The sequence below is a fragment of the Streptomyces sp. NPDC085866 genome, assembly GCF_044541035.1.
Classification (GTDB): Bacteria; Actinomycetota; Actinomycetes; order Streptomycetales; family Streptomycetaceae; genus Streptomyces.
Genome location: NZ_JBITSQ010000011.1, coordinates 18,156 through 41,713 on the forward strand (window position 1 = coordinate 18,156; position 23,558 = coordinate 41,713).

The window sequence follows — 23,558 nt, forward strand, 5'->3', positions numbered from 1 at the left end:
CGCCAAAACGACCACGGGCCGAGGGCCCCGGCCGCTGCGAGGCGCAAAGTGGCTGGATCACCGCAGTCGGTGGTCACTTGTTGCTCAAAGTAACGCCGCAAGGCAACGGCAGGTGACATCATCTGCGGTACTCGCGGCAGCCCTCTCCCTGCAGGCCTGCAGCGTGGGGGCTGGGCGCACACGCCGAGGGGGAGCCCGGCTCGCCCTCTGCTCGCCTGCGACGGTCCTACCTGTCCATGCACGACTTGGGGCCGTTCATGACCTGGTACCACCACAGCTGGCTCGCCGGATACGCGTTACCGGCCGCCCTCAGCGCCGGCGTCGCGTGGATCGGCTTAGCCCGCCATTCCGCCGGCAAGGGCCGGCTGCTGGGCAGCTGGAGATCCACCGGCCTGACGCTCCTGGTTCTCGCTCTGACAGGCGCAGTCGGGATCGCCGCCGGGCTGGCGCTTCCGCACCTGGCGAAGCTGCCTCCGATCGCCGCAGGCCTGGCCACCGGGATCACGACCATGCCGCGCAGGAGGCAGGACGACACGACTCAGCCCTACGTCAAGTTCATGACACTGGGCATTGCCTGGTTCAGGGAACGACTCGAGTACCGCATGCGGCTGGACGCTCGCCGCTGGTGTGACCAGTTCATGGACGGCTTCGAGAAGTCAACGCAGCTCCGTGTGTTCGTACACGAACTCAAGAACTACCTGGTGGACCGGCATCCCCAGCTCGCCAAAGCGGTCACCAACCTCTTCGACGCTGCCGACAAAGCCATGATCAACGCGCTTGAGGTGCAGACCAAGACAGATGAGGCCCGCCGTGAAATCCACATCGCCTGGATGCGGGAGCCGACCGAGGAAGAGGTCTATCAGTGCCGCAGTGCTTTCGGTGAAGCCGGCAACCGCTGCGGAGACCTGTTGCTGTACGCCTACGTGCACGGCCGCCGGACGGAACACGCCGATCTGGAGGCACTGCGCGCCAAGGCACTGTCCAACGATGCCTTCCACAGTTCCGCGCTGCCTCAGCAACGGCGAGGGTTCAGCCTCCGCCGCAGCCGCCCCTAGTGGCGGCAGTCGCCTCACCAGAGGCTCGCAAGTCCCTGGTCGGCAGCCGGACAGGCTCATCGATGCGTAGGGATGCCACTTCCACGCAAGGGCGAGGACTCTCCGCTGCCCGCAGACTGCCCCTCTGCGATGTGTGGGCGGCGGGGAGAAAACCTGATCTCGACGTCGGCGCCCAGCGCTTCCGCCGCCGCAGCCAACGTACGCACCGTCAGATTTGCGTCACCCGACATGATCTGACTGACCCGACCAGGGCTGACACCCATGGCCTTGGCGAGGTCCGAACGCGTCTTCCCCAGCCCTGCCAACAAGCCCGCGAGGGAAGCTGTTGCCTGCCGCGCCAACTGAGCGCCGGCTAATTCGGCGTTACTCTCACTGCGAGCGAAGAAGCTCATGGCATGACCCCCAACTCATGTAACGGCAGCGGATGTTGCCGCTGCCTCAAGGATGCCACCTTTAGGTCTAGCTAAACACTCAGTTCCCGCAAAATCCCCGGGTGTGACGACGCACATCACTCCGTCAGTGTGCCTTTGACCTGCGACTATGAGCTTCCCGTAGTAGTAGGTCCGTGGCTGGTTCAACATCACCCCAATGGGGGTGTGCGGTAACTCCAGCCCGGCGGGAGATCGTCAACGGCGCGACGCCGGTGGGCGTCGGGCAGCGTCCCTCACAGGCTGAGCAGGTACGCGCAGACTCGCCTTCGCCGCTACAGCAACACGCTGACATGCCCACGACCCGCCAAGCCCAGGTCGACGTCAGTGTCCGTCGACCGTGGAGTTGTCGCCTCCCCCATACGGTCAAGTACACGAAGGCCGAGGACGGCACGTGGCTTCTGGCCCACCGGGCAGCCCATCGTGCCCGGCAGGACGCCGGCCTCGACCGCCACACCAACAGCCTCCTAAAGGGCGACCACGCGCGCATCGGCCCGCGCTGCGCCGTGCGGCCCGATGCCCTTCCCTCCCCCGGCAGATGCGGCGCACCAGACGAATCCGGCTGCGGCCCCGAGCCCAGCCCGGTTGGCCCGCTCAAGATCAAAAAGTGGCTGGACACGCCGTCCCTCGGCGGCGAGCGACCACGCCGGCGCACCCACCATCGCCGTCAGACGAAAGAACCGAAGACCAGGACCCCGACCGGGCACCTCACACCCGCCGCCGCCCAGCCGGGCAAGCCCCCAGGTAACAGCACGACATCACTTGAAGAAAAGCCGTAGACCCCATCGGTGAGATGGCTCACCGATGGGGTCTCCCATGTCCGTTCCCAGGTGTGCGATCCCTCACAAACCCGGACACAACGAGAAACGGGCCCCTACCGTGACTTCCGTCACCGGTAGAGACCCGTTTCGTCGGTTTCTCTGTGCGCGAGGGGGGAGTTGAACCCCCACGCCCTTGCGGGCACTGGAACCTGAATCCAGCGCGTCTGCCTATTCCGCCACCCGCGCATTGGGTGTGTCTTCCGGCTCCGTCCCTTTCGGGCTGGCCCCTTCCGACACGCAGAACATTAGCACGTCGTACGGGGTGGGTTCACATCCCTTCCCGGCCGCCGGGACCCGCCCCGTACCCGGCCACGTTTCAGGGAGTCCCTGTTCACGTATCAACCTCGTACCGGTCCAGGGCATCTCCCCAGGAGGCGGACCGGGACCACAGCCGGGTGCGGGACACTGGTCAGTGCCCGCCTCTACGATCCTTGTCTGGAGGAGTTCGAAGGGGAGCGTCTCGGGGAACCGGCTGATTGCCGAGCGCGTAGATACGATCAGTAAGCAGTACCGGGCAAGACAGCGGCACAGAGCAGGGCTAAGGAAGCAGCGTCAGCGACGGAGGAGGTGCCCCATGGGAGTCCTGAAGAAGTTCGAGCAGCGTCTCGAAGGTCTGGTCAACGGCACCTTCGCCAAGGTCTTCAAGTCCGAGGTCCAGCCGGTCGAGATCGCCGGTGCGCTCCAGCGGGAGTGCGACAACAACGCCACCATCTGGAACCGGGACCGCACCGTGGTCCCCAACGACTTCATCGTGGAGCTGAGCGCGCCGGACTTCGAGCGCCTCAGCCCCTACTCAGGGCAGCTCGGCGACGAGCTGGCCGGCATGGTGCGCGACTACGCCAAGCAGCAGCGCTACACCTTCATGGGCCCGATCAAGGTCAACCTGGAGAAGGCGGACGACCTCGACACCGGTCTGTACCGGGTGCGCTCGCGCACCCTCGCCTCCTCCGCCAGCCAGCAGGGCGCGGCCCCCTCGGCTCCGGCCGGCCGCCCCGGCCAGGGCGGCTACGGCCAGCCGCCCGCCGCTCCCGCCGGAGCGCCTCCGATGCCGTCCGCGCCGCCGCCCGGCGCGCGGCCCGGCGGCTACGGCTACCCCCAGCCCGCCTCGCAGCGGCCCCCGGCCGCCCCGGCGAGCGGCGGACGCACCCGCTACTGGATCGAGATCAACGGCAACCGCCACCAGATCTCCCGCGCGACGCTGGTGCTGGGCCGCAGCACCGACGCCGACGTGCGGATCGACGACCCCGGCGTCTCCCGCCGGCACTGCGAGATCCGGACCGGAACGCCCTCGACGATCCAGGATCTCGGTTCCACCAACGGCATCGTGGTGGACGGGCAGCACACCACCCGCGCTACGCTCCGCGACGGCTCGCGGATCGTCGTGGGCAGCACCACCATCATTTACCGGCAAGCCGAAGGGTGAAGCGGGGGCAATGTCAGAGCTGACCCTCACGGTCATGCGGCTGGGTTTCCTGGCCGTACTGTGGCTGTTCGTGATCGTGGCCGTGCAGGTCATCCGGAGCGACCTGTTCGGTACGCGTGTCACCCAGCGCGGGTCGCGCAGAGAGGCCGCGCGTCCGCAGCAGGCGGCCCGGCAGCAGTCCGCGCCTCCGCAGCAGCGCGGCCAGCAGGGCGGCGGCGGGCGGCGGGGCCGCAACGCCCCCACCAAGCTGGTTGTGACCGAAGGCACACTGACCGGCACCACCGTCGCGCTGCAGGGCCAGACCATCAGCCTGGGCCGGGCACACGACTCCACGATCGTGCTGGACGACGACTACGCCTCCAGCCGCCATGCCAGGATCTACCCGGACCGCGACGGCCAGTGGATCGTCGAGGATCTCGGCTCCACCAACGGCACCTATCTGGACCGGTCCCGGCTGACGACCCCCACACCGATCCCGCTGGGCGCGCCGATCCGCATCGGCAAAACCGTCATCGAGCTGCGGAAGTAGTACGACAATGAGCGAGCGGAGCGAGCACGCAGCGGCAGGCCGCACCCCGGTCTCCGGCGCGCTCCCGACCGGAGGGTGGGCAGTGTGGCTCGACACGACCGGCTGTACCCGGAGCCGACTGGCGAGGTGCGCATGAGTCTGTCACTGCGCTTCGCCGCCGGATCGCACAAAGGCATGATCCGGGAGGGCAACGAGGACTCCGGTTACGCCGGTCCGCGTCTGCTCGCCATCGCCGACGGCATGGGCGGTCAGGCGGCCGGCGAGGTCGCCTCCTCCGAGGTCATCTCCACCCTGGTCACGCTCGACGACGACGTGCCCGGCTCCGACATCCTCACCTCCCTCGGCACCGCCGTGCAGCGCGCCAACGACCAGCTGCGCGCCATGGTCGAGGAGGACCCCCAGCTCGAGGGCATGGGCACCACCCTCACCGCCCTGCTGTGGACCGGGCAGCGGCTCGGTCTCGTGCACGTGGGCGACTCGCGCGCGTACCTGCTGCGCGACGGTGTGCTGACCCAGATCACCCAGGACCACACCTGGGTGCAGCGGCTCGTCGACGAGGGCCGGATCACCGAGGAAGAGGCCACCACCCACCCGCAGCGCTCCCTGCTGATGCGCGCCCTCGGCAGCGGCGACCACGTCGAACCCGACCTGTCGATCCGCGAGGTCCGGGCCGGCGACCGCTACCTGATCTGCTCCGACGGCCTGTCCGGCGTCGTCTCCCACCAGACGATGGAGGAGACCCTCGCCAGCTACCAGGGCCCGCAGGAGACCGTGCAGGAGCTGATCCAGCTCGCGCTGCGCGGCGGCGGCCCCGACAACATCACCGTCATCGTCGCCGACGTCCTCGACCTGGACACCGGTGACACCCTCGCCGGACAGCTGTCCGACACCCCGGTCGTGGTCGGCGCCGTCGCCGAGAACCAGCACCACCTGCACGACAACGGCATCATGCAGACCCCGGCCGGCCGCGCCTCCCACCTCGGGCGCCAGGGCCACGGACAGGGCGGCGGCGAGTTCGGCCCGCCCGGATCCGGCGACACCGGCTACATCCCGGGCGGCAGCTTCGGCGACTACACCGACGAGGACTTCGTCAAGCCGCGCAAGGGCCGCAAGTGGCTGAAGCGATCCCTCTACGGCGGCCTGGCCCTCGCGGTCATCGGCGGCGGCCTGTACAGCGGTTACCGCTGGACGCAGACGCAGTACTACGTCGGCACCAACGGCGAGCACGTGGCGCTGTACCGCGGCATCAGCCAGGACCTGGCCTGGGTGTCGCTCTCGGAGGTGGAGAAGGACCACCCCGAGATCGAACTCAAGTACCTGCCGCCCTACCAGCAGAAGCAGGTCAAGAACACGATCGCCGCAGGTGGTCTGCAGCAGGCCCAGACGAAGATCGAGGCACTGTCCGTGCAGGCCTCCGCGTGCAAGAAGCAGGCGGAACGCACGGCAGCGGAGACCGAGAAGAACGCCAAGACGGGCCAGGGCGAGGCCGGAGGCACCACGGGAACCACCCGTACCGCCTTCACGTCCAAGGCATCACCGACGCCGAACCCGTCGGCCTCCACGACGTCTCCCTCGTCCAAGTCCCCGACCCCGACCGCGACCGCCACGCCCAACCCCGGCCCGAGCCTCTCCGAGGATGAGCAGAAGGTCGTCGATCAGTGCGGCAAGCAGTAAAGCCGTGAGAGGCCCTGTCACACGATGAGCAGTACTTCGAATTCGTCGACCCACCACACGTCCACGATCGGCGCGATCGGCGCCCCGAGCCGCCGCAACACCGAACTGGCCCTGCTGATCTTCGCCGTGGCCATCCCGGTGTTCGCCTACGCCAACGTGGGCCTGGCCCTCAACGACCAGGTGCCCGCGGGCCTGCTGGCCTACGGCCTGGGCCTCGGCCTGCTGGCCGGCATCGCCCACTTCTGCGTGCGGAAGTTCGCCCCGTACGCCGACCCGCTGCTGCTGCCGCTGGCCACCCTGCTCAACGGGCTGGGCCTGGTCGCCATCTGGCGGCTCGACCAGTCCAAGCTGCTCCAGGGCATCGGCGTGGCCGGCGGCAAGGCGACCAACCAGCTGATCTACACCGCGATGGGCATCGCGCTCTTCGTCGCCGTGCTGTTCTTCCTCAAGGACCACCGCACGCTGCAGCGCTACACGTACATCTCCATGGCGGCCTCGCTGTTCCTGCTGCTGCTCCCGCTGGTCCCGGGCCTGGGCGCCGACGTCTACGGCGCCAAGATCTGGATCCAGGTCGGCAGCTTCACCATCCAGCCCGGTGAGTTCGCCAAGATCGTGCTCGCGGTGTTCTTCGCCGGCTACCTGATGGTGAAGCGGGACGCGCTGGCGCTGGCCAGCCGCCGCTTCATGGGCCTGTACCTGCCGCGCGGCCGCGACCTCGGCCCGATCCTCGTGGTCTGGGCGATCTCGATCCTCATCCTGGTCTTCGAGACCGACCTCGGTACGTCGCTGCTGTTCTTCGGAATGTTCGTCATCATGCTGTACGTCGCCACCGAGCGGACCAGCTGGATCGTCTTCGGTCTGCTGATGTCCGCGGCCGGCGCCGTCGGCGTGGCGAGCTTCGAGCCGCACATCCAGGTGCGTGTCCAGGCGTGGCTCGACCCGATGCACGAGTACGTGCTCAGCCGCACCCCGGGCGTCACCGGAGTCCACTCCGACCAGCTGCAGCAGGCCCTGTGGGCGTTCGGCTCCGGCGGCACCCTCGGCACCGGCTGGGGCCAGGGCCACTCCGAGCTGATCCGGTTCGCCGCCAACTCCGACTTCATCCTCGCCACCTTCGGCGAGGAGCTGGGCCTGGCCGGCATCATGGCGATCCTGCTGATCTACGGCCTGATCGCGGAACGCGGCGTGCGCACCGCCCTCGCCGCCCGCGACCCGTTCGGCAAGCTGCTCGCCATCGGCCTGTCCGGCGCCTTCGCCCTCCAGGTCTTCGTCGTGGCCGGCGGTGTGATGGGTCTCATCCCGCTGACCGGTATGACGATGCCGTTCCTCGCCTACGGCGGTTCCTCCGTGATCGCCAACTGGGCGCTGATCGGCATCCTGATCCGCATCAGCGACACCGCCCGCCGGCCGGCGCCCACGCCCGCAGCCAACCCCGACGCCGAGATGACCCAGGTGGTCCGCCCGTCATGAACAAGCCCCTGCGCCGGATCGCGATCTTCTGCGGGCTCCTCGTAATGGCCCTGCTGATCCGCGACAACTGGCTCCAGTACCTCAAGTCCGACGCGCTTCGCACCGACAAGAACAACCGTCGGGTCGCCATCGAGCGGTACGCGAACCCGCGGGGCGACATCATCGTCGACGGCGACCCGATAACCGGATCCGTCGAGTCCAAGAGCGGCGACTTCAAGTACAAGCGCACGTACAAGAACGGGCCCATGTGGGCCCCGGTCACCGGTTACTCCTCGCAGGCCTTCGACAGCAGCCAGCTGGAGAAGATCAACGACGGCATCCTCACCGGCAACGACGACCGGCTCTTCTTCCGCAACACCCTCGACATGATCACGGGCAAGCAGAAGCAGGGCGGCAACGTCGTCACCACGCTCAACGCGGCCGCGCAGAAGCAGGCGTACGAGGGCCTCAAGAGCCAGGGCGGCAAGGGCGCCGTGGTCGCCCTCGAACCGTCCACCGGCAAGATCCTCGCGCTGGCCTCGTACCCGTCGTACGACCCCTCGTCCTTCGCGGGCAACTCCACCGACGTGGACTCCAAGAACTGGACCAAGCTCCAGAAGAAGAACAACCCGGCCGACCCGATGCTGAACCGGGCGCTGCGCGAGACCTACCCGCCGGGCTCCACCTTCAAGGTGGTCACGGCCGCGGCCGCGCTGGAGAACGGGCTGTACAAGTCGGCGGACGAGAACACCGACTCCCCGCTGCCCTACATCATGAAGGGCACCACGACCGAGCTGAAGAACGAGGGGAACATCCCCTGCAAGAACGCCAACATGCGTGAGGCGCTGCGGGTGTCCTGCAACACCGTCTTCGGCAAGATCGGCGCCGACCTCGGCAACGACAAGATGCTGGCCGAGGCGAAGAAGTTCGGCTTCGACTCCGAGCAGTTCACCCCGGTGCGCGCCAACGCCTCGGTGTTCTCCGATCACATGAACTCCTCGCAGACCGCCCTGTCCTCCATCGGCCAGTACAACACCGCGGCCACCCCGCTGCAGATGGCCATGGTCGCCTCGGCCGTCGCCAACGACGGCAAGCTGATGAAGCCGTACATGGTCGACACGCTGGAGTCCTCCAACGTCGACCCGATCGCCAAGACCGAGCCGCATGAGCTGAGCCGGCCGCTGTCGCCGACGAACGCGCAGATCCTGCAGTCGATGATGGAGACGGTCGTCAAGAGCGGCACGGGTCAGAAGGCGCAGATCGGCGGCGGCGTCACCGTCGGTGGCAAGACGGGTACCGCCCAGCACGGTGTCGCGAACAGCGCGAACCCGTACGCGTGGTTCATCTCATACGCGAGGCTCAGCGACGGCAGCTCGCCGGTCGCCGTGGCCGTGGTGGTCGAGGACGAGAACGCCAACCGCGACGACATCTCCGGTGGCGGCCTGGCCGCCCCGATCGCGAAGAACGTCATGGAGGCGGTCATCAAGTCCCAGAAGTGACCCTGCACACGTCCCCTTCACATCGTTGCACGTTGCGATACCGGTCCTGTATCGGGTTACGGGCTTGGCCAGGTCACACAACGCGAGCCGGGTACGGTAGGCCCGGACGGCAGCCTTCGGCCGCACACGGACGTGCGCGGCCGAGACCGACGGAGAGGGCTGGTAGGTAGCTATGGAAGAGCCGCGTCGCCTCGGCGGCCGGTACGAGCTGGGCCAGGTGCTCGGCCGTGGTGGCATGGCGGAGGTCTACCTCGCGCACGACACCCGGCTCGGCCGCACCGTGGCGGTGAAGACGCTGCGCGCGGACCTCGCGCGCGATCCGTCCTTCCAGGCCCGCTTCCGCCGGGAGGCCCAGTCGGCCGCCTCGCTCAACCATCCCGCCATCGTCGCGGTCTACGACACGGGCGAGGACTACATCGACGGGGTCTCGATCCCGTACATCGTGATGGAGTACGTCGACGGCTCGACACTCCGTGAGCTGCTTCACTCCGGCCGCAAGCTCCTGCCCGAGCGCGCGATGGAGATGACCATCGGCATCCTCCAGGGCCTGGAGTACGCCCACCGCAACGGCATCGTCCACCGTGACATCAAGCCGGCGAACGTCATGCTGACGCGCAACGGCCAGGTCAAGGTGATGGACTTCGGCATCGCCCGGGCCATGGGCGACTCCGGCATGACCATGACCCAGACCGCGGCGGTCATCGGCACGGCCCAGTACCTCTCTCCGGAGCAGGCCAAGGGCGAGCAGGTCGACGCCCGGTCGGACCTCTACTCGACCGGCTGTCTCCTCTACGAGCTGCTGACGGTGCGGCCGCCCTTCGTGGGCGACTCCCCGGTGGCCGTGGCCTACCAGCACGTCCGCGAGGAACCGCAGGCCCCGAGCGTCTTCGACCCCGAGATCACCCCCGAGATGGACGCCATCGTCCTGAAGGCGCTGGTCAAGGACCCGAACTACCGCTACCAGTCGGCCGACGAGATGCGCGCCGACATCGAGGCCTGCCTCGACGGCCAGCCGGTCGCGGCGACGGCCGCGATGGGCGCGGTCGGCTACGGCGGCTACCCCGACGACCAGCCGACGACGGCACTGCGTCCGGGCGCCGACGCGGGAGCGACGACCATGCTCCCGCCGATGAACCCGGACGACGGCGGCTACGGCTACGACGACCGCCCCGACCGGCGCCGCCAGCAGAAGAAGAACAACACCTCCACGATCCTCCTCGTGGTCGCGGCCGTCCTGGTCCTGATCGGCGCGATCCTGATCGGGAAGTGGGTCTTCAGCCAGAAGAACACGGACGAGACGTTCCAGGCCCCGGACTTCGTCGGCAACAGCTACGCCACCGCCCAGAAGATGGCCGAGAACAGGGACCTGAAACTGGCGGACCCCATCCGCAAGCCGTGCGCGAACCAGCCCAAGGGCAACGTCTGCTCCCAGGACCCCAAGCCGCGTACGGACGTGAAGAAGGGCGACACGATCACCCTGGTGGTGTCGACGGGCGCGCCGAAGGTCGCAGTGCCGAGCGTCCTGGGCAAGAGCTTCGACGACGCCAAGGCGATGTTGGAGGGCGACAAGTACAAGTTCAATGTCGTGAAGAAGGAAGAGGTGTCCGCGGAGCAGGCGGGCACCGTCCTGAAGCAGAACCCGGAGCTCGGCACTGAGGTCCAGAAGGGCAGCACGATCACACTCACGGTCGCCAAGGCCGAGGAGAAGATCACGATCCCCAGCGACCTCGTCGGCAAGTCCTGCGACGACGCCAAGGCCGAGCTGCAGAACCTGGGCCTGGTGCCGACCTGCAACGACACCCCGACCAACAACCCCGACGACGACGGCAAGGTCCTCTCGACCAACCCGGCGGCGGGCGAGCAGGTCGTCAAGAACACCAACGTGGCGATCAACGTCGGCAAGGTGCAGGGCCAGCAGCAGACGCAGGTCCCGCAGGTCCAGAACCAGAAGCTCAAGGACGCCCGGAAGATGCTCGAGCAGGCGGGTCTTCAGGTCGCCGTCCAGGGCTCCCAGGACGACAACGCCGTCGTCGTCACCTCCAACCCGACCCCGGGCACCACGGTCAACCAGGGCGACACGGTCACCCTGTTCACGGTGGACCAGGGCGGCAACGGCAACAACGGCGGGACGATCTTCGGCGGCACCAACGGCTGACGCCCCGCACACGCGGACGGGCCCCTGCCGGGACTTCCCGGCAGGGGCCCTCTCGTCTCTGCGCAGTTCCTTCGGCGGCGTCCGCTCTGTCCGCACACGGGGGTCCTCACAGAACCCGAGTCAGCCGCGCAGCTCCGCCGGCAGCGTCCGCTTGCTGTCCACCTTCTCCACGCGGACCAGTTCGCCCCACACCACGTAGCGGTACTCGGACGTGTAGACCGGCGTGCACGTCGTCAGGGTGATGTAGTGGCCCGGCTTCTTCTTGCCGGACTCCTTGGGGATCTGGGAGATGACCTTGACGTTGTACTTCGAGGTCTCGGGGAGGATCGAGTACACCTTGTAGACGTACCAGTCGTCCTTCGTCTCGAAGACGATCGGGTCGCCCTTCTGCACCTTGTCGATGTTGTGGAACTTCGCGCCGTGGCCGTCCCGGTGGGCGGCGAGGGTGAAGTTGCCCTCCTTGCCGGTCATGGGGAGCGTGGCCTTGTCCGGGTCCGTGTAGTAGCCGGCCACGCCGTTGTTGAGGACGTCCGTGCCCGTGCCCTTCTCGACCAGGACCTCGCCGTTGCGCATCGCCGGCACGTGCAGGAAGCCGATGCCGTCCTTGGTGTCCAGCGCGCCGGGGCCCGAGTCGGTCGACCGGGCCCAGTGGTCGCGGACCTTGTCGGCCTGCCGGTCCGCCTTGCGGTCCGCTATCACGTTCGTCCACCACAGGGAGTAGACGACGAACAGCCCCAGCAACACCCCTGCCGTGATGAGGAGTTCACCGAAGACGCTGACCGCCAGGGCGATCCGGCCGGGGCGGCGGCGCGGGGCCGGGGCCGCGTCGGACGCGTCGGTGTGCTCTTCGGTCTCGTCGGCGGTCGCTGCCACTTGTTCCCTCTGCCTTACTCGATGAGCGCGTCCGGCTTGCCCTTGCTGCGTGGGCGTTCCTCGACCATCTTGCCCCAGACGATCAACCGGTACTTGCTGGTGAACTCCGGCGTGCAGGTGGTGAGGGTGATGTACCGGCCCGGCTCGGTGAATCCGGACCCCCTGGGGATCGGGTTCAGCACGCTGGTGTTGGACGGCGGGGTCACCGGCAGCATCGAGGTCACCTTGTACACGAAGTACGTGTCCTGCGTCTCGACCACGACGGCGTCGCCGGCCGCGAGCCTGTTGATGTACCGGAAAGGTTCACCATGGGTGTTGCGGTGCGCGGCCAGTCCGAAGTTGCCGGTCTTGGCGTCCGGCATCGCCGTCTTCAGCGCGCCCTCGCCGTAGTGCCCGACCATGCCCTTGTCGAGCACCTTCTTGTTGCTGACGCCCTCCGCGATCGGCGCCACCACGTCCAGCTTCGGGATGTGCAGGATGGCGAAGCCCTGCCCCGGCTCGAACACCCCGGGGGCCCGCTTGCCGCTGGCCCAGTCGTCCTGCAGCTGGTGGGTCTCGCTGCCCGCCTGCGCATGGGCGCGGACGTTCGTCCACCACAGCTGGTAGGTGACGAACAGCAGCATCAGCATGCCGGTGGTGATGAACACCTCGCCGATCGCCCGGCTCGCGACGACGGCCGGACTCGGCTTGCGCAGCCGCGCCTGGCGCCGGGCCTCGACACGGGAGAGCGGCCGCTGCGGCGCGGACTGCGAGGAGGTGTCCGGCCCGCCCGCCGGCCCTCGGGTCCCGCCATGGCGGCCGCCGCGCCGCTTGGCGGCCTTTCTGCGGGCCGCACGGCCGCCCGGTGTGGTTCCGGTGGTGGATGAGGCCGAGGAGGCTGCAGAGGCGCGCAGAGACCCGCTCTGCGGGCCCGGCGGCGGATCGGGGATCCGCAGCGCCACCGTCTCGTCGTCGATCGGCGGCAGCAGCGTGGTCGCCTGCTCGTCCACCGAAGCCGGCGCAGGCATCGCAGACGCCGGGTGCGCCTGATGTGCTTGAGGCACCTGATGTGCTTGAGGCGCCGAAGCCATCGGAGGCATCGGCGCCGTAGGAGGGTCGCCCGCGGCCGCGTACGGCGCAGAGCCGTAGGACTCGTACGGTGTCTCCCCGTACAAGTCCTCGCGCTCCGGGCGCAGCGCGGTCACGCCGTGGCCCTGCCCACCACCGGGGCGAGCCCCGCAGACCTCGCCACGGCACCCTGGTCGCCGCACTCCACCAGCCAGTTGGCCAGCATCCGGTGCCCGTGCTCGGTCAGCACCGACTCGGGGTGGAACTGCACGCCCTCGACCGGGAGTTCGCGGTGGCGCAGGCCCATGATGATGCCGTCGTGCGTGCGGGCCGTGACTTCCAGCTCCGCCGGGACGGTGGCCGGCTCGGCGGCCAGCGAGTGGTAGCGGGTCGCCGTGAAGGGCGAGGGCAGCCCGGCGAAGACACCCTTGCCCCCGTGCTCCACCGGGGAGGTCTTGCCGTGCAGCAGCTCGGGCGCCCGGTCCACCACACCGCCGTACGCCACCTGCATCGACTGCATGCCGAGGCAGACGCCGAAGACGGGGACACCGGTCGCGGCGCAGTGGCGGACCATGTCCACGCACACCCCGGCCTCCTCCGGAGTGCCGGGCCCGGGCGACAGCAGCACGCCGTCGAAGCCGTCCTGGGCGTGTGCCGTCGACACCTCGTCGTTGCGCAGCACCTCGCACTCGGCACCCAGCTGGTACAGGTACTGGACGAGGTTGAAGACGAAGCTGTCGTAGTTGTCGACGACGAGAATCCGCGCACTCACTGGTTGTCCACCGTCACATCGTTGAAGGGCAGCAGCGGTTCGGCCCAGGGGAAGACGTACTGGAAGAGGACGTAGATCACGGCCAGGACCAGTACGAGTGAGATCAGCGCCCTCACCCACGCGTTCCCCGGCAGATGCCGCCAGATCCAGCCGTACATGCCGTCCCTTCCGTTCCACCACGGCACCTGACTCACGCCGTACTGCACCAGACTAACGGCGCAGCGCCTTCGGTTCGCCTGACTCCACGGGCTGGGTGGAGTCCAGGTGCGCCCACACGATCAGCCGATGGCTGTGCCCCCATTCCGGATCGCACGTGGTCAGCGTCAGATACCGGCCCGGACGCGTGTACCCCGACTTACGTGGCACAGGGTCGATCACCTCAACGTCCGTCGGCACGGTTTTGTAGGGCCCTTTGTCGATCCGATACGTGAACCAGGTGGTTCCGTCCGTGAGCACCACCGCGTCGCCGGGCCGCAGCCGCGGGAAGTCCTTGAAGGGGTCGCCGTAGGTGCGCCGGTGGCCGGCGACCGCGAAGTTGCCCTCCTGGCCGAGCCGGGCGGTCCCGGTGTAGTGGGCGAGGCCCTTCTTCAGCACGTCGGTGCCCGTGCCCTCCAGCACCGGCTTGTTCCACGTGGAACCGAGCCGCGGGATGTACATGATCGCGAACGGCTTGCCGTAGTGGTACGCCGCCGGCTCCGCCGCGCTCGGCGCGGCCCCGCTGCTCCCCCCGGCGGGCTGGACGCTCCCCCTCGACCACTGCCGGTGCAGCTGATCGATCTGGTCGTTCATGACGCCGTCGGCCTGGACGCCGGTCCAGAACAGCACGTAGACGACGAAGAGCACGATCAGGGTGCCGACGGTGATGCACAGTTCGCTGACGGTCCGGACGATCACGCGCACCGGCGGCTCCTGACGGGGGGACCTACTCCACTGGCTTCGCGTAGTGCAGATCCACTGTGCCCGAGTAGCCCGGCAGAGTCACCGTCCCGTCCTCGGTGACTTTCCAGCCGAGGCCGTAGACGTTGACGTACACCATGTAGGTCTGGATCGCCTTGCTCTCGGCGAGCGCCTGCTGCAGCTTTCCGGGGTCCCCGATGGCGGTGATCTTGTACGGCGGTGAGTAGACGCGGCCCTGGAGGATCAGGGTGTTGCCGACGCAGCGCACCGCGCTGGTGGAGATCAGCCGCTGGTCCATGACCTTGATGCCCGTGGCGCCGCCCTGCCACAGGGCGTTGACCACGGCCTGCAGGTCCTGCTGGTGGATGACCAGGTAGTCGGGCTGCGGCTCGGGGTAGCCAGGGAGCTTGGCGGTCGCGTTCGGCGGGGCGTCGTTGAGGGTGACGGTGATCGCCTTGCCGGTGAGCTTCTGGGTGCCCGTGCTGTTCTCCAGCCCCTTGAGCTTCTCGTCCTGGGCCCTGGTGCTCCCGTCGTCGCTCTCGGCGAGCGCGTCCACACTGTCACGCAGCGTGGCGTTGGACTCGTCCAGCTCCTTGTTCTTGCGGCTGCGCTCCTGGATCAGGTCGGACAGCTTCAGCAGGGAGCCGTCCTGGCGGATGTCGGTGCCCTTGGCCGTGTTGAAGCTGGTGAAGAAGATGAGGCCGGCCAGCGCGAAGACGGCGATGGTGAGGAGCCGCACCGGGCGGAAGCGAAGTCCACGAGACGGGCCGGAACCCGTTGATCCCGTCCCGGGGGAGTCGGCAGAATTGCTCAACGTACCCTTATCTCCTTCGGCGCCGCGGAAGCACTACGCTAACGGACGCCCGGGGGAGCACTAAGTGTCCCCTTGTACGCTGCCCCGGACCGACCCAGTTACCTGCGCGGCCACGCAGCGCATCGACAGGAGAGACCCTCGTGCCGAAGTCACGTATCCGCAAGAAGGCCGACTACACGCCGCCGCCCGCGAAGCAGGCGCAGGCCATCAAGCTCACCAACCGCGCCTGGGTCGCGCCGGTCATGCTGGCCATGTTCCTCATCGGCCTGGCCTGGATCGTCGTCTTCTACGTGACGGACGGTTCGCTGCCGATCGACAGCCTGGACAACTGGAACATCGTGGTCGGCTTCGGCTTCATCGCCGCCGGGTTCGGCGTCTCCACACAGTGGAAGTAGCGGGTCCGCGCTAGCTCTGCCCAGGGCTGTTCACTGAGTTATCCACAGCCTCGATGCGTCGTCCACACCCTCCTGGGGAAAACACTACGATCTGTGGATAACCCATCGGGCGTTGACGCCGGTGTGACTGCCCTACTGCCCCTCATACATCCGTTCGCCCCCTGCCCGACCTGCGGAAACGCATCTGAGCGGCAGGGGGCACAGCTGTTTCCGCACAACGTGCACAAGATCCGGCACACACTGTGGACAACGGTTCGGTATCAGGTGAGCTGAGCGGTCCTGAGCAGCACCATGCCCACCACCACGGCCAGGACGAGCACACAGGTGCCGTACTGGACCAGGGTCCGCTTCTCGCGCGGGGCGTGGACCATGGCGTAGCCGGTGACGACGCCGGCGACGAGGCCGCCGATGTGGGCCTGCCAGGCGATGTTGTGGAAGCCGAAGGTGAAGATCAGGTTGATCACCAGCAGGGCGATGATCGGCCGCATGTCGTAGTTCAGCCGGCGCATCAGGACCGCGGTCGCGCCGAACAGGCCGAAGATCGCTCCGGAGGCGCCGAGCGAGGCCTCCGACGGGCCTGCGAGCAGATACGTCAGCGCACCGCCGGCCAGCCCGGAGACGAAGTACAGCGCCAGATAGCGGGCCCGGCCGAGAGCCGCTTCCAGCGGGCCGCCGATCCACCACAGGCTGAGCATGTTGAAGCCGATGTGCCAGGGCGCCTCGTGCGTGAACATCGACGTCACGAAGCGGTACCACTCGCCCTCGACGACGCCCATGGTCGGCTGGTACGGCTTCGGGGGCCACTGGCCGATCAGGACCAGGTCGTTCAGCAGCGAGCTCTTGGCCTGCACCGCGATGAACACGGCGATGTTGATCCCGATGAGGATCTTGGTGACCAGCCGCGGGTCGGCCGTGACCGTCCCGCCCGCCACCGTGCGCGGCCTGGCCGCGTCCGGGGCGTGCCCGGTGCCGGATCCGCTGCGGACGCACTCGGGGCACTGGAAGCCGACCGAGGCGCTGACCATGCACTCGGGGCAGATGGGGCGTTCGCAGCGGGTGCAGCGCACGCCGGTCTCGCGGTCCGGGTGCCGGTAGCACCCGGGCAGGCTCCGGGCGTCCTGCGTACTGCCTTCGGCCTGTTCCATGAGATCCCCTTGCTGGTCGTGGCCTGTCCCCCGGCCCATACCCCGTCCCGCTCTTCCCTACGGACGAGCGGGACGTTTGGTTCCCTGTGCTTCCCTTGGGGGCTTCCCTCGGTGATGCCGGGGGCGCCCGGGCTCAGCCCTCGCGCTTCTCCACGACGACCGTCTCGATGACGACGTCGTTGACCGGCCGGTTGTTCGGGAGGGTGGTCGGCACGGCGGCGATCGCGTCCACGACCTTCTGGCCGGCCCCGTCCGCGACCTCGCCGAAGATCGTGTGCTTGCGGTTCAGGTGCGGAGTGGGGCTGACCGTGATGAAGAACTGGGAGCCGTTGGTGCCCGGGCCCGCGTTGGCCATGGCGAGCAGATAGGGCCGGTCGAAGCGCAGGTCCGGGTGGAACTCGTCCCGGAACTCGTAGCCGGGGCCGCCGAGGCCGTTGCCCAGCGGGTCGCCGCCCTGGATCATGAAGCCGCCGATGACCCGGTGGAAGACCGTGCCGTCGTAGAGCTTGTCGTGGCTCACCGCGCCGGTGCCCGGGTGTGTCCACTCCCGCTCGCCCTGAGCGAGCTCGACGAAGTTTCTGACCGTCGCGGGCGCGTGGTTCGGGAACAGCCTGACCACGATGTCGCCGTGGCTGGTCTTCAGGGTGGCGTAGAGCTGCTCGGCCACGACATGCCTTCCGTTGTCCTCGTGTGACTCCCCGATCCTCGCACGGCGTGGGACCGGTGACGCCCGGCCGCCGTGAGTTCCGCCGTGAAGCGAGCGCCCGGCGGCGATTCGTGGCAAGGTCGACAGGAAGCCCTTGTTGCACCCATATGCCCGCCCTCGCATGACGCCCGGGCTGTGGGCAGGCATGATCCTCAAAAGGGTGGAAAGGCGAATTACCGTACGCCACCGAGGAGGAGGAAACCCGTGACCCGCATCGACAGCGTGCGCGCCGCGACCGGCTCGGCGAAGGACAGCGTGCTGCACGCCGCGGAAGTGGTGGCGCCCTACGCCGACACGGCCAAGGAGCGTGCCGCGTACTACGCGCAGGAGGCACGCGTACGGCTGGCGCCCGTCGTGTCCCAGGCCGCCGAACAGGCTCGTGTGCAGTACGACGTCCGGCTCGCCCCGCGACTGGAGCAGGCCCTCGCGCATGTGCCGCCGAAGGTGGACCTGGCGGCTCAGGAGGCCGCCGACCTGACCCGGAAGGCCGCCCGGCAGGCGGCCGAGTACTCCCGTCCGAAGATCGAGCACGCGATGGCCGCCGCCGCTCCGGTGGCGGACGAGGCCGCCGCGCGGGGTGCCGCCGCACTGGTCGCGCTGCGCGGTCAGGTCTCGGCACAGGAGATCCAGAAGCTGGCCCGCAGGAACGAGCGGCGCTCCCGCAGGGGCCGCACCCTGAAGGTGCTGGCGCTGCTCGGCCTGGTGGCGGGCGGTGCGTTCTGCGCCTGGAAGTGGTGGGACAAGCAGGCCAACCCCGACTGGCTGGTGGAGCCGCCCGCCGCGACGGAGGTCCCCGAGTCCGGCCGGCTGAGTTCGGTGGACGGCACCGGCCCCTCGGTGCTGGACCCGGAGGTCCAGGCGAAGCAGGCCGAGGAGGATTCGGGCGACCGCGACGACAAAGACTGAGGCGGGCCGGCACCGTCCGGGTGCCGGCTGAGGGCCGGTCGGGCCGTGGGGCGGACGACGTGCGGGTCGTCCGCCCCACAGCTCGTTCCGGCCGCCCTCGGCTCGTTTGCGGGCCCTGGCACGGCGGCCTCGTGCCAGGCGGCAGCACCTGTCCGGCTCCCGGCGCGGCGGTCGCGGCGCGGGCCGTCGCCGCTGCGGCCCGCATACGTGCCTTGAACGGATATCGACGGCGATATGCGACATAGTTGTACGGAAGGTGATCAAGAATCCGGAGAGGCGGCCCGGCCCGCCCCACCCTCCTGACAAGGACCGCCCCTTGAAGACCGTCGTCGTCACCGGAGCCACCAGCGGCATCGGCAAGGCCACCGCGCTCGACCTGGCCGCGCGCCGCTTCCACGTCATCGGCACCGCCCGCACCCCCGACAAGGCCGAGAAGCTCACGGCCGCCGCGGCCGAAGTCGGCCTCACCGTGCGCACCGTCCTCCTCGACGTGACGGACCCGCGCTCCTGCCAGGACGCCGTCACGGAGATCGACGAGCTGACGGAGGGGGGACCCTGGGCCCTGGTCAACAACGCGGGAATCGCACCGGTCGGCGCCTTCGAGGACGTGTCCGAGGAGGACGCCCGGGACGCCCTGGAGGTCAACCTGCTGGGCGTGGCCCGGATGACCCGTCTGGTGCTGCCGGGCATGCGGCGCCGGGGCGAGGGGCGGATCGTCCAGATGAGTTCGCTCGGGGGGCTGGTCTCCGTCCCGTTCACCGGCTGGTACTGCGCGAGCAAGCACGCGCTGGAGGCCCTGACCGACAGCCTGCGCATGGAGATCGCCGGCAGCGGCGTCCACGCCTGCCTGATCGAGCCCGGCTTCATCAACACGCCCATGCTCTCCAAGGGCCTCGCGGACTTTCCGGCCGACTCTCGGTACGCGCACGGCTACATGGCCGCCCGCCGGCTCGTCGCCTCGTGGTCACCGCCCGGCCCGGAGACCGTGGCCCGCACCGTGCGCCGTGCCCTCCTCGCGCAGAAGCCGCACCGCCGCTACCGCGTGGGTCCCGGTGCGGTGCCGGCCCCCCTGCTGCGCCTCGCGCCCGCCGCCGTCAGCGACCTCTTCGCCCGCACCGCCCTGCGCCTCGGCAAAGGGTGAGACGGCGCCCGGCGTGCGCTTCGGCTGATCTCGCCCCGGGCCCGCGACCGCTGCCGTCAGGCCGCCATGAAATGCCGGACGGCCTTGCCGGCAGGTGCCGCCGGAACGTCACGGCGTACCGATCTTCAAGATGCGCAGGAAGATCAGGGAACGCGACGACGCCCTGCACGGCACGGCCAACCCCAGCCTGCTGACGTACCGCTACGAGGCCCGCCACTGCAGCGGCCGTATGACGGAGCAGAACTGGACCTGCCCGTTCACGGCCCGCACCGGAGGCTGCCGCACCGAGGCACCGCGAAGGTGGCACTGGCAGTGACAGTCTCCGCGGGACTGCCGTCAAGTGGGATCTGGCTGTCCGCGGCCGTGCACCGGAGCCTGGGACGCATGACAACCGCTGACACCGCCACGACCCCTGCGGCCGCGCAGTCGACGCCGGTCCGGATGACCGGGCGCCAGGTCGCCGCCCTCGTGGTGCTCCTGGCCTCGCAGTTCATGATGGCCGCCGACTTCTCCGTCCTGAACGTCGCGCTGCCCGAGGTCGGGACGGCCCTCGGGTTCTCCACCGGAAGCCTGCAGTGGATCACCACGACGTTCGCCCTGTGCGCCGCCGGCTGCACCCTGGTCTTCGGCCGCGTCGGCGACTACGTGGGACGGAGGCGCATCTTCACCGCCGGAATGGTCGTCCTGTCCGTCTCCTCCCTCGTAGGCGGACTCGCCGGCTCGCCCACGATGCTGCTGATCGCCCGCACGCTCCAGGGCCTGGCCACGGCCGCCGTCACTCCGGCCGCACTCGCGCTGCTCACCACCGCCTTCACCGAGCCCTCCCTGCGCACCCGGGCGCTGGGCCTGAACAGCGTGATGATGAGCTCCGGGTTCAGCGTCGGCGCGATCCTCGGCGGCGTGCTCACGGATGTGTTCTCCTGGCGCTGGGCGTTCTTCATCAACATCCCCGTGGCCGTGGCCGCGATCCTCGTCGTGCCGCTCGTCGTCGACGAGAGCAGGGCCGAGCAGCGCAGCCGTATCGATCTGCCCGGCGCCGTACTGATCACCCTCGGCCTGTTCGCCGGGATCTACGGCGTCACTCACGCCGGCGAGAGCGGACTCGACCTCCCGGCCGTGGCCGCGCTGGTCGCCGCCGCCGCCCTGCTGGGTGTCTTCTGGGTCGTGGAGAGCCGGACGGCCGACGCCCTGGTCCCGGTGCGGGTTCTGAAGAAGCCCGACATCGCCCTGGGCAACCTGGCCGCCCTGTTCATCTTCGGCGGCGAGACCGCGCTGATCTTCTTCACCGGCCTGTACGTCCAGAACGTCCTCGGTCTGTCGTCCATGGTCGCCGGCCTGGTGCTGCTCGGTATCGGCGTCGGGCAGATCATCGCCGGCACGGTCGGTCCGCGGATCCTGCAGCGGGTCTCGCCGCGCACCATGCTCGGTGTCTCCCTGGCCCTCCAGGGCGCGTTCATGCTCCCTGCGCTGTGGGCCACCTCGGACCGGCACTGGCTGATCCCGCTGATCGCCACACAGTTCGTGAACGCCTTCTTCTCCATGACGGCGGCGCTGTCCTTCATGGTCATCGCCACCTCCTCCGTCGACTCCGACATGCAGGGCATGGCCACCGGCATGGCCACCCAGAGCCAGCAGGTCGGCATCGCGATCGGCATCCCGCTGGTGAGCGCGGTGTTCGCCACAACCATCGGCCACGGCACGGTGACCGCCGCCGAGGAACTCAGCGGCATCCACACGGCGATCGGGGTGGACGCCGTCTGCCAGATCGCCGTCGGCCTGCTCCTGTGGCTGGTGCTGCGCCGCACAGCCGCACAGCGGTAACACGGCACGAGGAAACCCGGTTTCCCCCAGACTCACGGCCGGGAGCGCGGCCCATCCCCCGTCCCGCGCTCCCGGCCGTGGCCGCATTGCCTCCCCCGCAGGGGACTTCATAATGAGAAGGGTGGAAGAGATCGTGAACACGGACCTCGGCAGCTATCTGCGGCAGATGCGTGAGCGCGTCCGTCCCGAACAGATGGGACTGCAGGCCCGCGGCTCGCGTCGGGTACCGGGACTGCGCCGCGAGGAAGTGGCCGCGCTGGCGGGTGTCAGCCAGACGTACTACACCCGACTCGAACAGGCACAGACGGCACACGCCTCACCGCAGGTCCTGCTCTCCATCGCCCGCGCCCTGCAACTGAGCGCCGACGAGCGGGACTACCTGCTCAAGATCGGTACGCCGGTGCAGAACCCGCAGCAGCCGGCGCCGCACGACGACCAGGTCAGCCCGTCCACGAGGATGCTGCTGGGATCGCTCGGCAACGTGGCGGCCGCCGTGCTGAACTACCGCTGCGACATCCTCAGCTGGAACGCCCTCTACCACCGGCTGTTCGCGCCACACCTCGACTTCGACGCCCCGGAACGCCCCGAACAGCGGCCGAACGTCATCAAGATGAACTTTCTCGACGACAACGTCCGGTCGCTGTACGCCGACTGGGCCACGGAGTCGGAGTCGAACGTCACGTATCTGCGGTTCATCTCCGGGGACCACCGGCACGATCCGCAGCTGGCCGAGCTGATCGGTGAACTGACCATCCAGAGCGAGGAGTTCGCCGCCCTGTGGTGCCGCCAGCGGGTGTCCAACTGCATCGAGGGCAGCAAGCTCTTCGACCATCCGGTCGTCGGTGAGCTGGAGTTGATGTACCAGTCGGCGGATCTTCAGGACGGCAACATCCTGAAGTTCTACCACGCGGAGCCGGACTCCCCGCACGAGGCGGCGCTGCAGCTGCTGATGGTGGATCTGGACTCGGTCCACCGTCACTGAACTGCGGAAACGCCGGCACCCCAGTCCTCACGGACTGGGGTGCCATTGACTGACGCGACGCGTCACGTCCGCTGGACGGCGGTCACTCCCCAGGTGAAGCCCGACCCGGCCGTGGCCACGATCACCAGGTCGCCGGAGGTGATCCGGTTCTCCCGCTCCAGCTCCTCCAGGGCCAGCAACGGGTCGGCCCCTCCGAGGTGGCCGTCCAGCTGGTACTGGAAGACACTGCGGGAGGCGTCCACGCCGAGTGCCGCCAGGTAGGCGCGGTGGGTGTCCTGGTTGCCGTGCGTGACCAGGAAGTACGCCACATCGGCCACCTCCCGCCCGATGTCGGCGAGGACCCTGTGCGTCAGCGTGGTGAAGTTGTCGAGGAACGCGTCGCCGAGCCCGTCGAGCTTCTCGCCCCGCTCGACCCTGACCTCGCCGTCCTTGATCTCCCCGTAGTACGAGTCCACCCACTGCGGGTCGGTGTGGTGCGCCGCCCCGAGGACCTCGTACTTGGCGTCCGCGGAGATCAGAACGGCGGCGGCGCCGTCAGCGAAGTTGAACAGCTCGATGTAGCCGGTGCCGTACTCGACGAGTTCGCTGAGCCGGTCCGCGATGATCACCAGCGCGTACTTGTGCGTGCCCGCCCGCACCTGGTCGTCCGCCAGTTTGACGGCAACCATGCCCGCGTTGCAGAAGTTGGAGACCTCGTAGCAGTGCGCCTGTGCGATGCCCAGTTCATGGGCGATCTTGGCCGCGGGCGACCAGAAGGGGGTGCCCCACTCACTGGAGCCCGCGTAGAGGACGAGACCGATCTCGTCCAGCGGCACCGCGTTCCGCTCCAGGATCCGGGCGGCGGCATCCCGGCCCAGGCTCCAGACGGTCTCGCCCTCGGCCAGCACCGAGAACTTCCCCGACGGCAGGATCTTGCCGAGCTTGTCGAGGCTGTACCCGGACTCCCGGCCGACCTCGTCGACGCTCCGCTTCCCGCTCGGCATCGCCAGCGCGTAGTCGGTTATTCCCACGGTTCCTCCACCTGCC

Annotated in this window: 23 protein-coding genes and 1 tRNA gene; 13 read left to right on the forward strand and 11 right to left on the reverse strand. The window is 68.7% G+C overall.

Annotation, left to right across the window (positions count from 1 at the left end):
* Positions 1-257 precede the first annotated feature (257 nt).
* Entirely contained in the window at positions 258-1,055 is a 798-nt protein-coding gene (locus ACIF83_RS27200; protein ID WP_393474926.1) for a hypothetical protein, read from the forward strand.
* A gap of 56 nt (positions 1,056-1,111) precedes the next feature.
* On the opposite strand, the gene ACIF83_RS27205 is transcribed toward ACIF83_RS27200, so the two are convergent.
* Positions 1,112-1,447: a helix-turn-helix domain-containing protein gene (locus ACIF83_RS27205; RefSeq protein ID WP_393474923.1), complete on the reverse strand. Its 336-nt coding sequence runs from the start codon at positions 1,445-1,447 to the stop codon at positions 1,112-1,114.
* Between the two features lie 959 nt (positions 1,448-2,406).
* Positions 2,407-2,490: transfer RNA gene (locus ACIF83_RS27210), tRNA-Leu, on the reverse strand.
* A gap of 388 nt (positions 2,491-2,878) precedes the next feature.
* Here ACIF83_RS27210 and ACIF83_RS27215 point away from each other — a divergent pair.
* From ACIF83_RS27215 to pknB, 6 genes are all read left to right on the forward strand, one after another.
* Positions 2,879-3,727, forward strand: coding sequence for an FhaA domain-containing protein (locus ACIF83_RS27215; RefSeq protein ID WP_393474918.1), 849 nt, complete (start codon positions 2,879-2,881; stop codon positions 3,725-3,727).
* Between the two features lie 10 nt (positions 3,728-3,737).
* On the forward strand, positions 3,738-4,256 hold the full coding sequence (locus tag ACIF83_RS27220) for an FHA domain-containing protein (RefSeq protein WP_393474915.1): 519 nt from the start codon (positions 3,738-3,740) through the stop codon (positions 4,254-4,256).
* 132 nt (positions 4,257-4,388) lie between these two features.
* Complete coding sequence (locus ACIF83_RS27225) at positions 4,389-5,930, forward strand: Stp1/IreP family PP2C-type Ser/Thr phosphatase (RefSeq protein ID WP_393474912.1); 1,542 nt, start codon at positions 4,389-4,391, stop codon at positions 5,928-5,930.
* 24 nt (positions 5,931-5,954) lie between these two features.
* The gene (locus tag ACIF83_RS27230; RefSeq protein ID WP_393474909.1) at positions 5,955-7,400 is read left to right on the forward strand and encodes an FtsW/RodA/SpoVE family cell cycle protein; all 1,446 of its coding nucleotides are present in this window, start codon (positions 5,955-5,957) and stop codon (positions 7,398-7,400) included.
* The gene (locus ACIF83_RS27235; protein ID WP_399730761.1) at positions 7,397-8,878 is read left to right on the forward strand and encodes a penicillin-binding transpeptidase domain-containing protein; all 1,482 of its coding nucleotides are present in this window, start codon (positions 7,397-7,399) and stop codon (positions 8,876-8,878) included. Before ACIF83_RS27230 ends, ACIF83_RS27235 begins: the two co-directional genes overlap by 4 nt.
* 172 nt (positions 8,879-9,050) lie before the next feature.
* On the forward strand, positions 9,051-11,033 hold the full coding sequence (gene pknB / locus ACIF83_RS27240; protein ID WP_393474903.1) for a Stk1 family PASTA domain-containing Ser/Thr kinase: 1,983 nt from the start codon (positions 9,051-9,053) through the stop codon (positions 11,031-11,033).
* 120 nt (positions 11,034-11,153) lie between these two features.
* Here the strand turns inward: pknB and ACIF83_RS27245 are convergent, their stop codons facing one another.
* From ACIF83_RS27245 to ACIF83_RS27270, 6 genes are read right to left on the reverse strand one after another with little or no spacing between them, the layout of a single operon-like run.
* Complete coding sequence (locus ACIF83_RS27245; RefSeq protein WP_393474900.1) at positions 11,154-11,906, reverse strand: class E sortase; 753 nt, start codon at positions 11,904-11,906, stop codon at positions 11,154-11,156.
* Between the two features lie 14 nt (positions 11,907-11,920).
* Complete coding sequence (locus ACIF83_RS27250) at positions 11,921-13,090, reverse strand: class E sortase (protein ID WP_393474897.1); 1,170 nt, start codon at positions 13,088-13,090, stop codon at positions 11,921-11,923.
* Positions 13,087-13,725, reverse strand: a complete 639-nt coding sequence (locus tag ACIF83_RS27255) for an aminodeoxychorismate/anthranilate synthase component II (RefSeq protein ID WP_393474894.1) — start codon at positions 13,723-13,725, stop codon at positions 13,087-13,089. The genes ACIF83_RS27250 and ACIF83_RS27255 overlap by 4 nt, the downstream gene beginning before the upstream one ends.
* Positions 13,722-13,919, reverse strand: coding sequence for a hypothetical protein (locus ACIF83_RS27260; protein WP_186581498.1), 198 nt, complete (start codon positions 13,917-13,919; stop codon positions 13,722-13,724). Before ACIF83_RS27260 ends, ACIF83_RS27255 begins: the two co-directional genes overlap by 4 nt.
* A 16-nt stretch (positions 13,920-13,935) precedes the next feature.
* The gene (locus ACIF83_RS27265; RefSeq protein ID WP_393474891.1) at positions 13,936-14,625 is read right to left on the reverse strand and encodes a class E sortase; all 690 of its coding nucleotides are present in this window, start codon (positions 14,623-14,625) and stop codon (positions 13,936-13,938) included.
* 22 nt (positions 14,626-14,647) lie between these two features.
* Positions 14,648-15,436 (reverse strand): DUF881 domain-containing protein, encoded by a 789-nt coding sequence (locus ACIF83_RS27270; RefSeq protein ID WP_393474889.1) that lies wholly within the window; start codon positions 15,434-15,436, stop codon positions 14,648-14,650.
* A 140-nt stretch (positions 15,437-15,576) separates the two neighbouring features.
* Between ACIF83_RS27270 and crgA the strand changes: the two genes are divergently transcribed.
* Complete coding sequence (crgA, locus tag ACIF83_RS27275) at positions 15,577-15,831, forward strand: cell division protein CrgA (protein ID WP_053711550.1); 255 nt, start codon at positions 15,577-15,579, stop codon at positions 15,829-15,831.
* A gap of 260 nt (positions 15,832-16,091) precedes the next feature.
* Here the strand turns inward: crgA and ACIF83_RS27280 are convergent, their stop codons facing one another.
* Together ACIF83_RS27280 and ACIF83_RS27285 are read right to left on the reverse strand one after the other, a co-directional pair.
* Complete coding sequence (locus ACIF83_RS27280) at positions 16,092-16,976, reverse strand: rhomboid family intramembrane serine protease (RefSeq protein WP_398138760.1); 885 nt, start codon at positions 16,974-16,976, stop codon at positions 16,092-16,094.
* 133 nt (positions 16,977-17,109) lie between these two features.
* The gene (locus ACIF83_RS27285; protein ID WP_393474883.1) at positions 17,110-17,643 is read right to left on the reverse strand and encodes a peptidylprolyl isomerase; all 534 of its coding nucleotides are present in this window, start codon (positions 17,641-17,643) and stop codon (positions 17,110-17,112) included.
* A gap of 243 nt (positions 17,644-17,886) precedes the next feature.
* On the opposite strand from ACIF83_RS27285, the gene ACIF83_RS27290 reads away from it, so the two are divergent.
* From ACIF83_RS27290 to ACIF83_RS27310, 5 genes are all read left to right on the forward strand, one after another.
* Complete coding sequence (locus tag ACIF83_RS27290) at positions 17,887-18,588, forward strand: DUF5324 family protein (RefSeq protein ID WP_398138759.1); 702 nt, start codon at positions 17,887-17,889, stop codon at positions 18,586-18,588.
* A 316-nt stretch (positions 18,589-18,904) separates the two neighbouring features.
* Entirely contained in the window at positions 18,905-19,729 is an 825-nt protein-coding gene (locus ACIF83_RS27295; protein WP_393474877.1) for an SDR family oxidoreductase, read from the forward strand.
* A 130-nt stretch (positions 19,730-19,859) separates the two neighbouring features.
* Positions 19,860-20,045 (forward strand): hypothetical protein, encoded by a 186-nt coding sequence (locus tag ACIF83_RS27300; RefSeq protein ID WP_393474874.1) that lies wholly within the window; start codon positions 19,860-19,862, stop codon positions 20,043-20,045.
* 68 nt (positions 20,046-20,113) lie between these two features.
* Positions 20,114-21,550, forward strand: a complete 1,437-nt coding sequence (locus ACIF83_RS27305; protein WP_393474871.1) for an MFS transporter — start codon at positions 20,114-20,116, stop codon at positions 21,548-21,550.
* A gap of 121 nt (positions 21,551-21,671) precedes the next feature.
* Positions 21,672-22,532 (forward strand): helix-turn-helix transcriptional regulator, encoded by an 861-nt coding sequence (locus tag ACIF83_RS27310; RefSeq protein ID WP_393474868.1) that lies wholly within the window; start codon positions 21,672-21,674, stop codon positions 22,530-22,532.
* Positions 22,533-22,594: 62 nt separating this feature from the next.
* On the opposite strand, the gene ACIF83_RS27315 is transcribed toward ACIF83_RS27310, so the two are convergent.
* Positions 22,595-23,542: a 3-oxoacyl-ACP synthase III family protein gene (locus ACIF83_RS27315; protein ID WP_393474865.1), complete on the reverse strand. Its 948-nt coding sequence runs from the start codon at positions 23,540-23,542 to the stop codon at positions 22,595-22,597.
* Between the last annotated feature and the right edge of the window lie 16 nt (positions 23,543-23,558).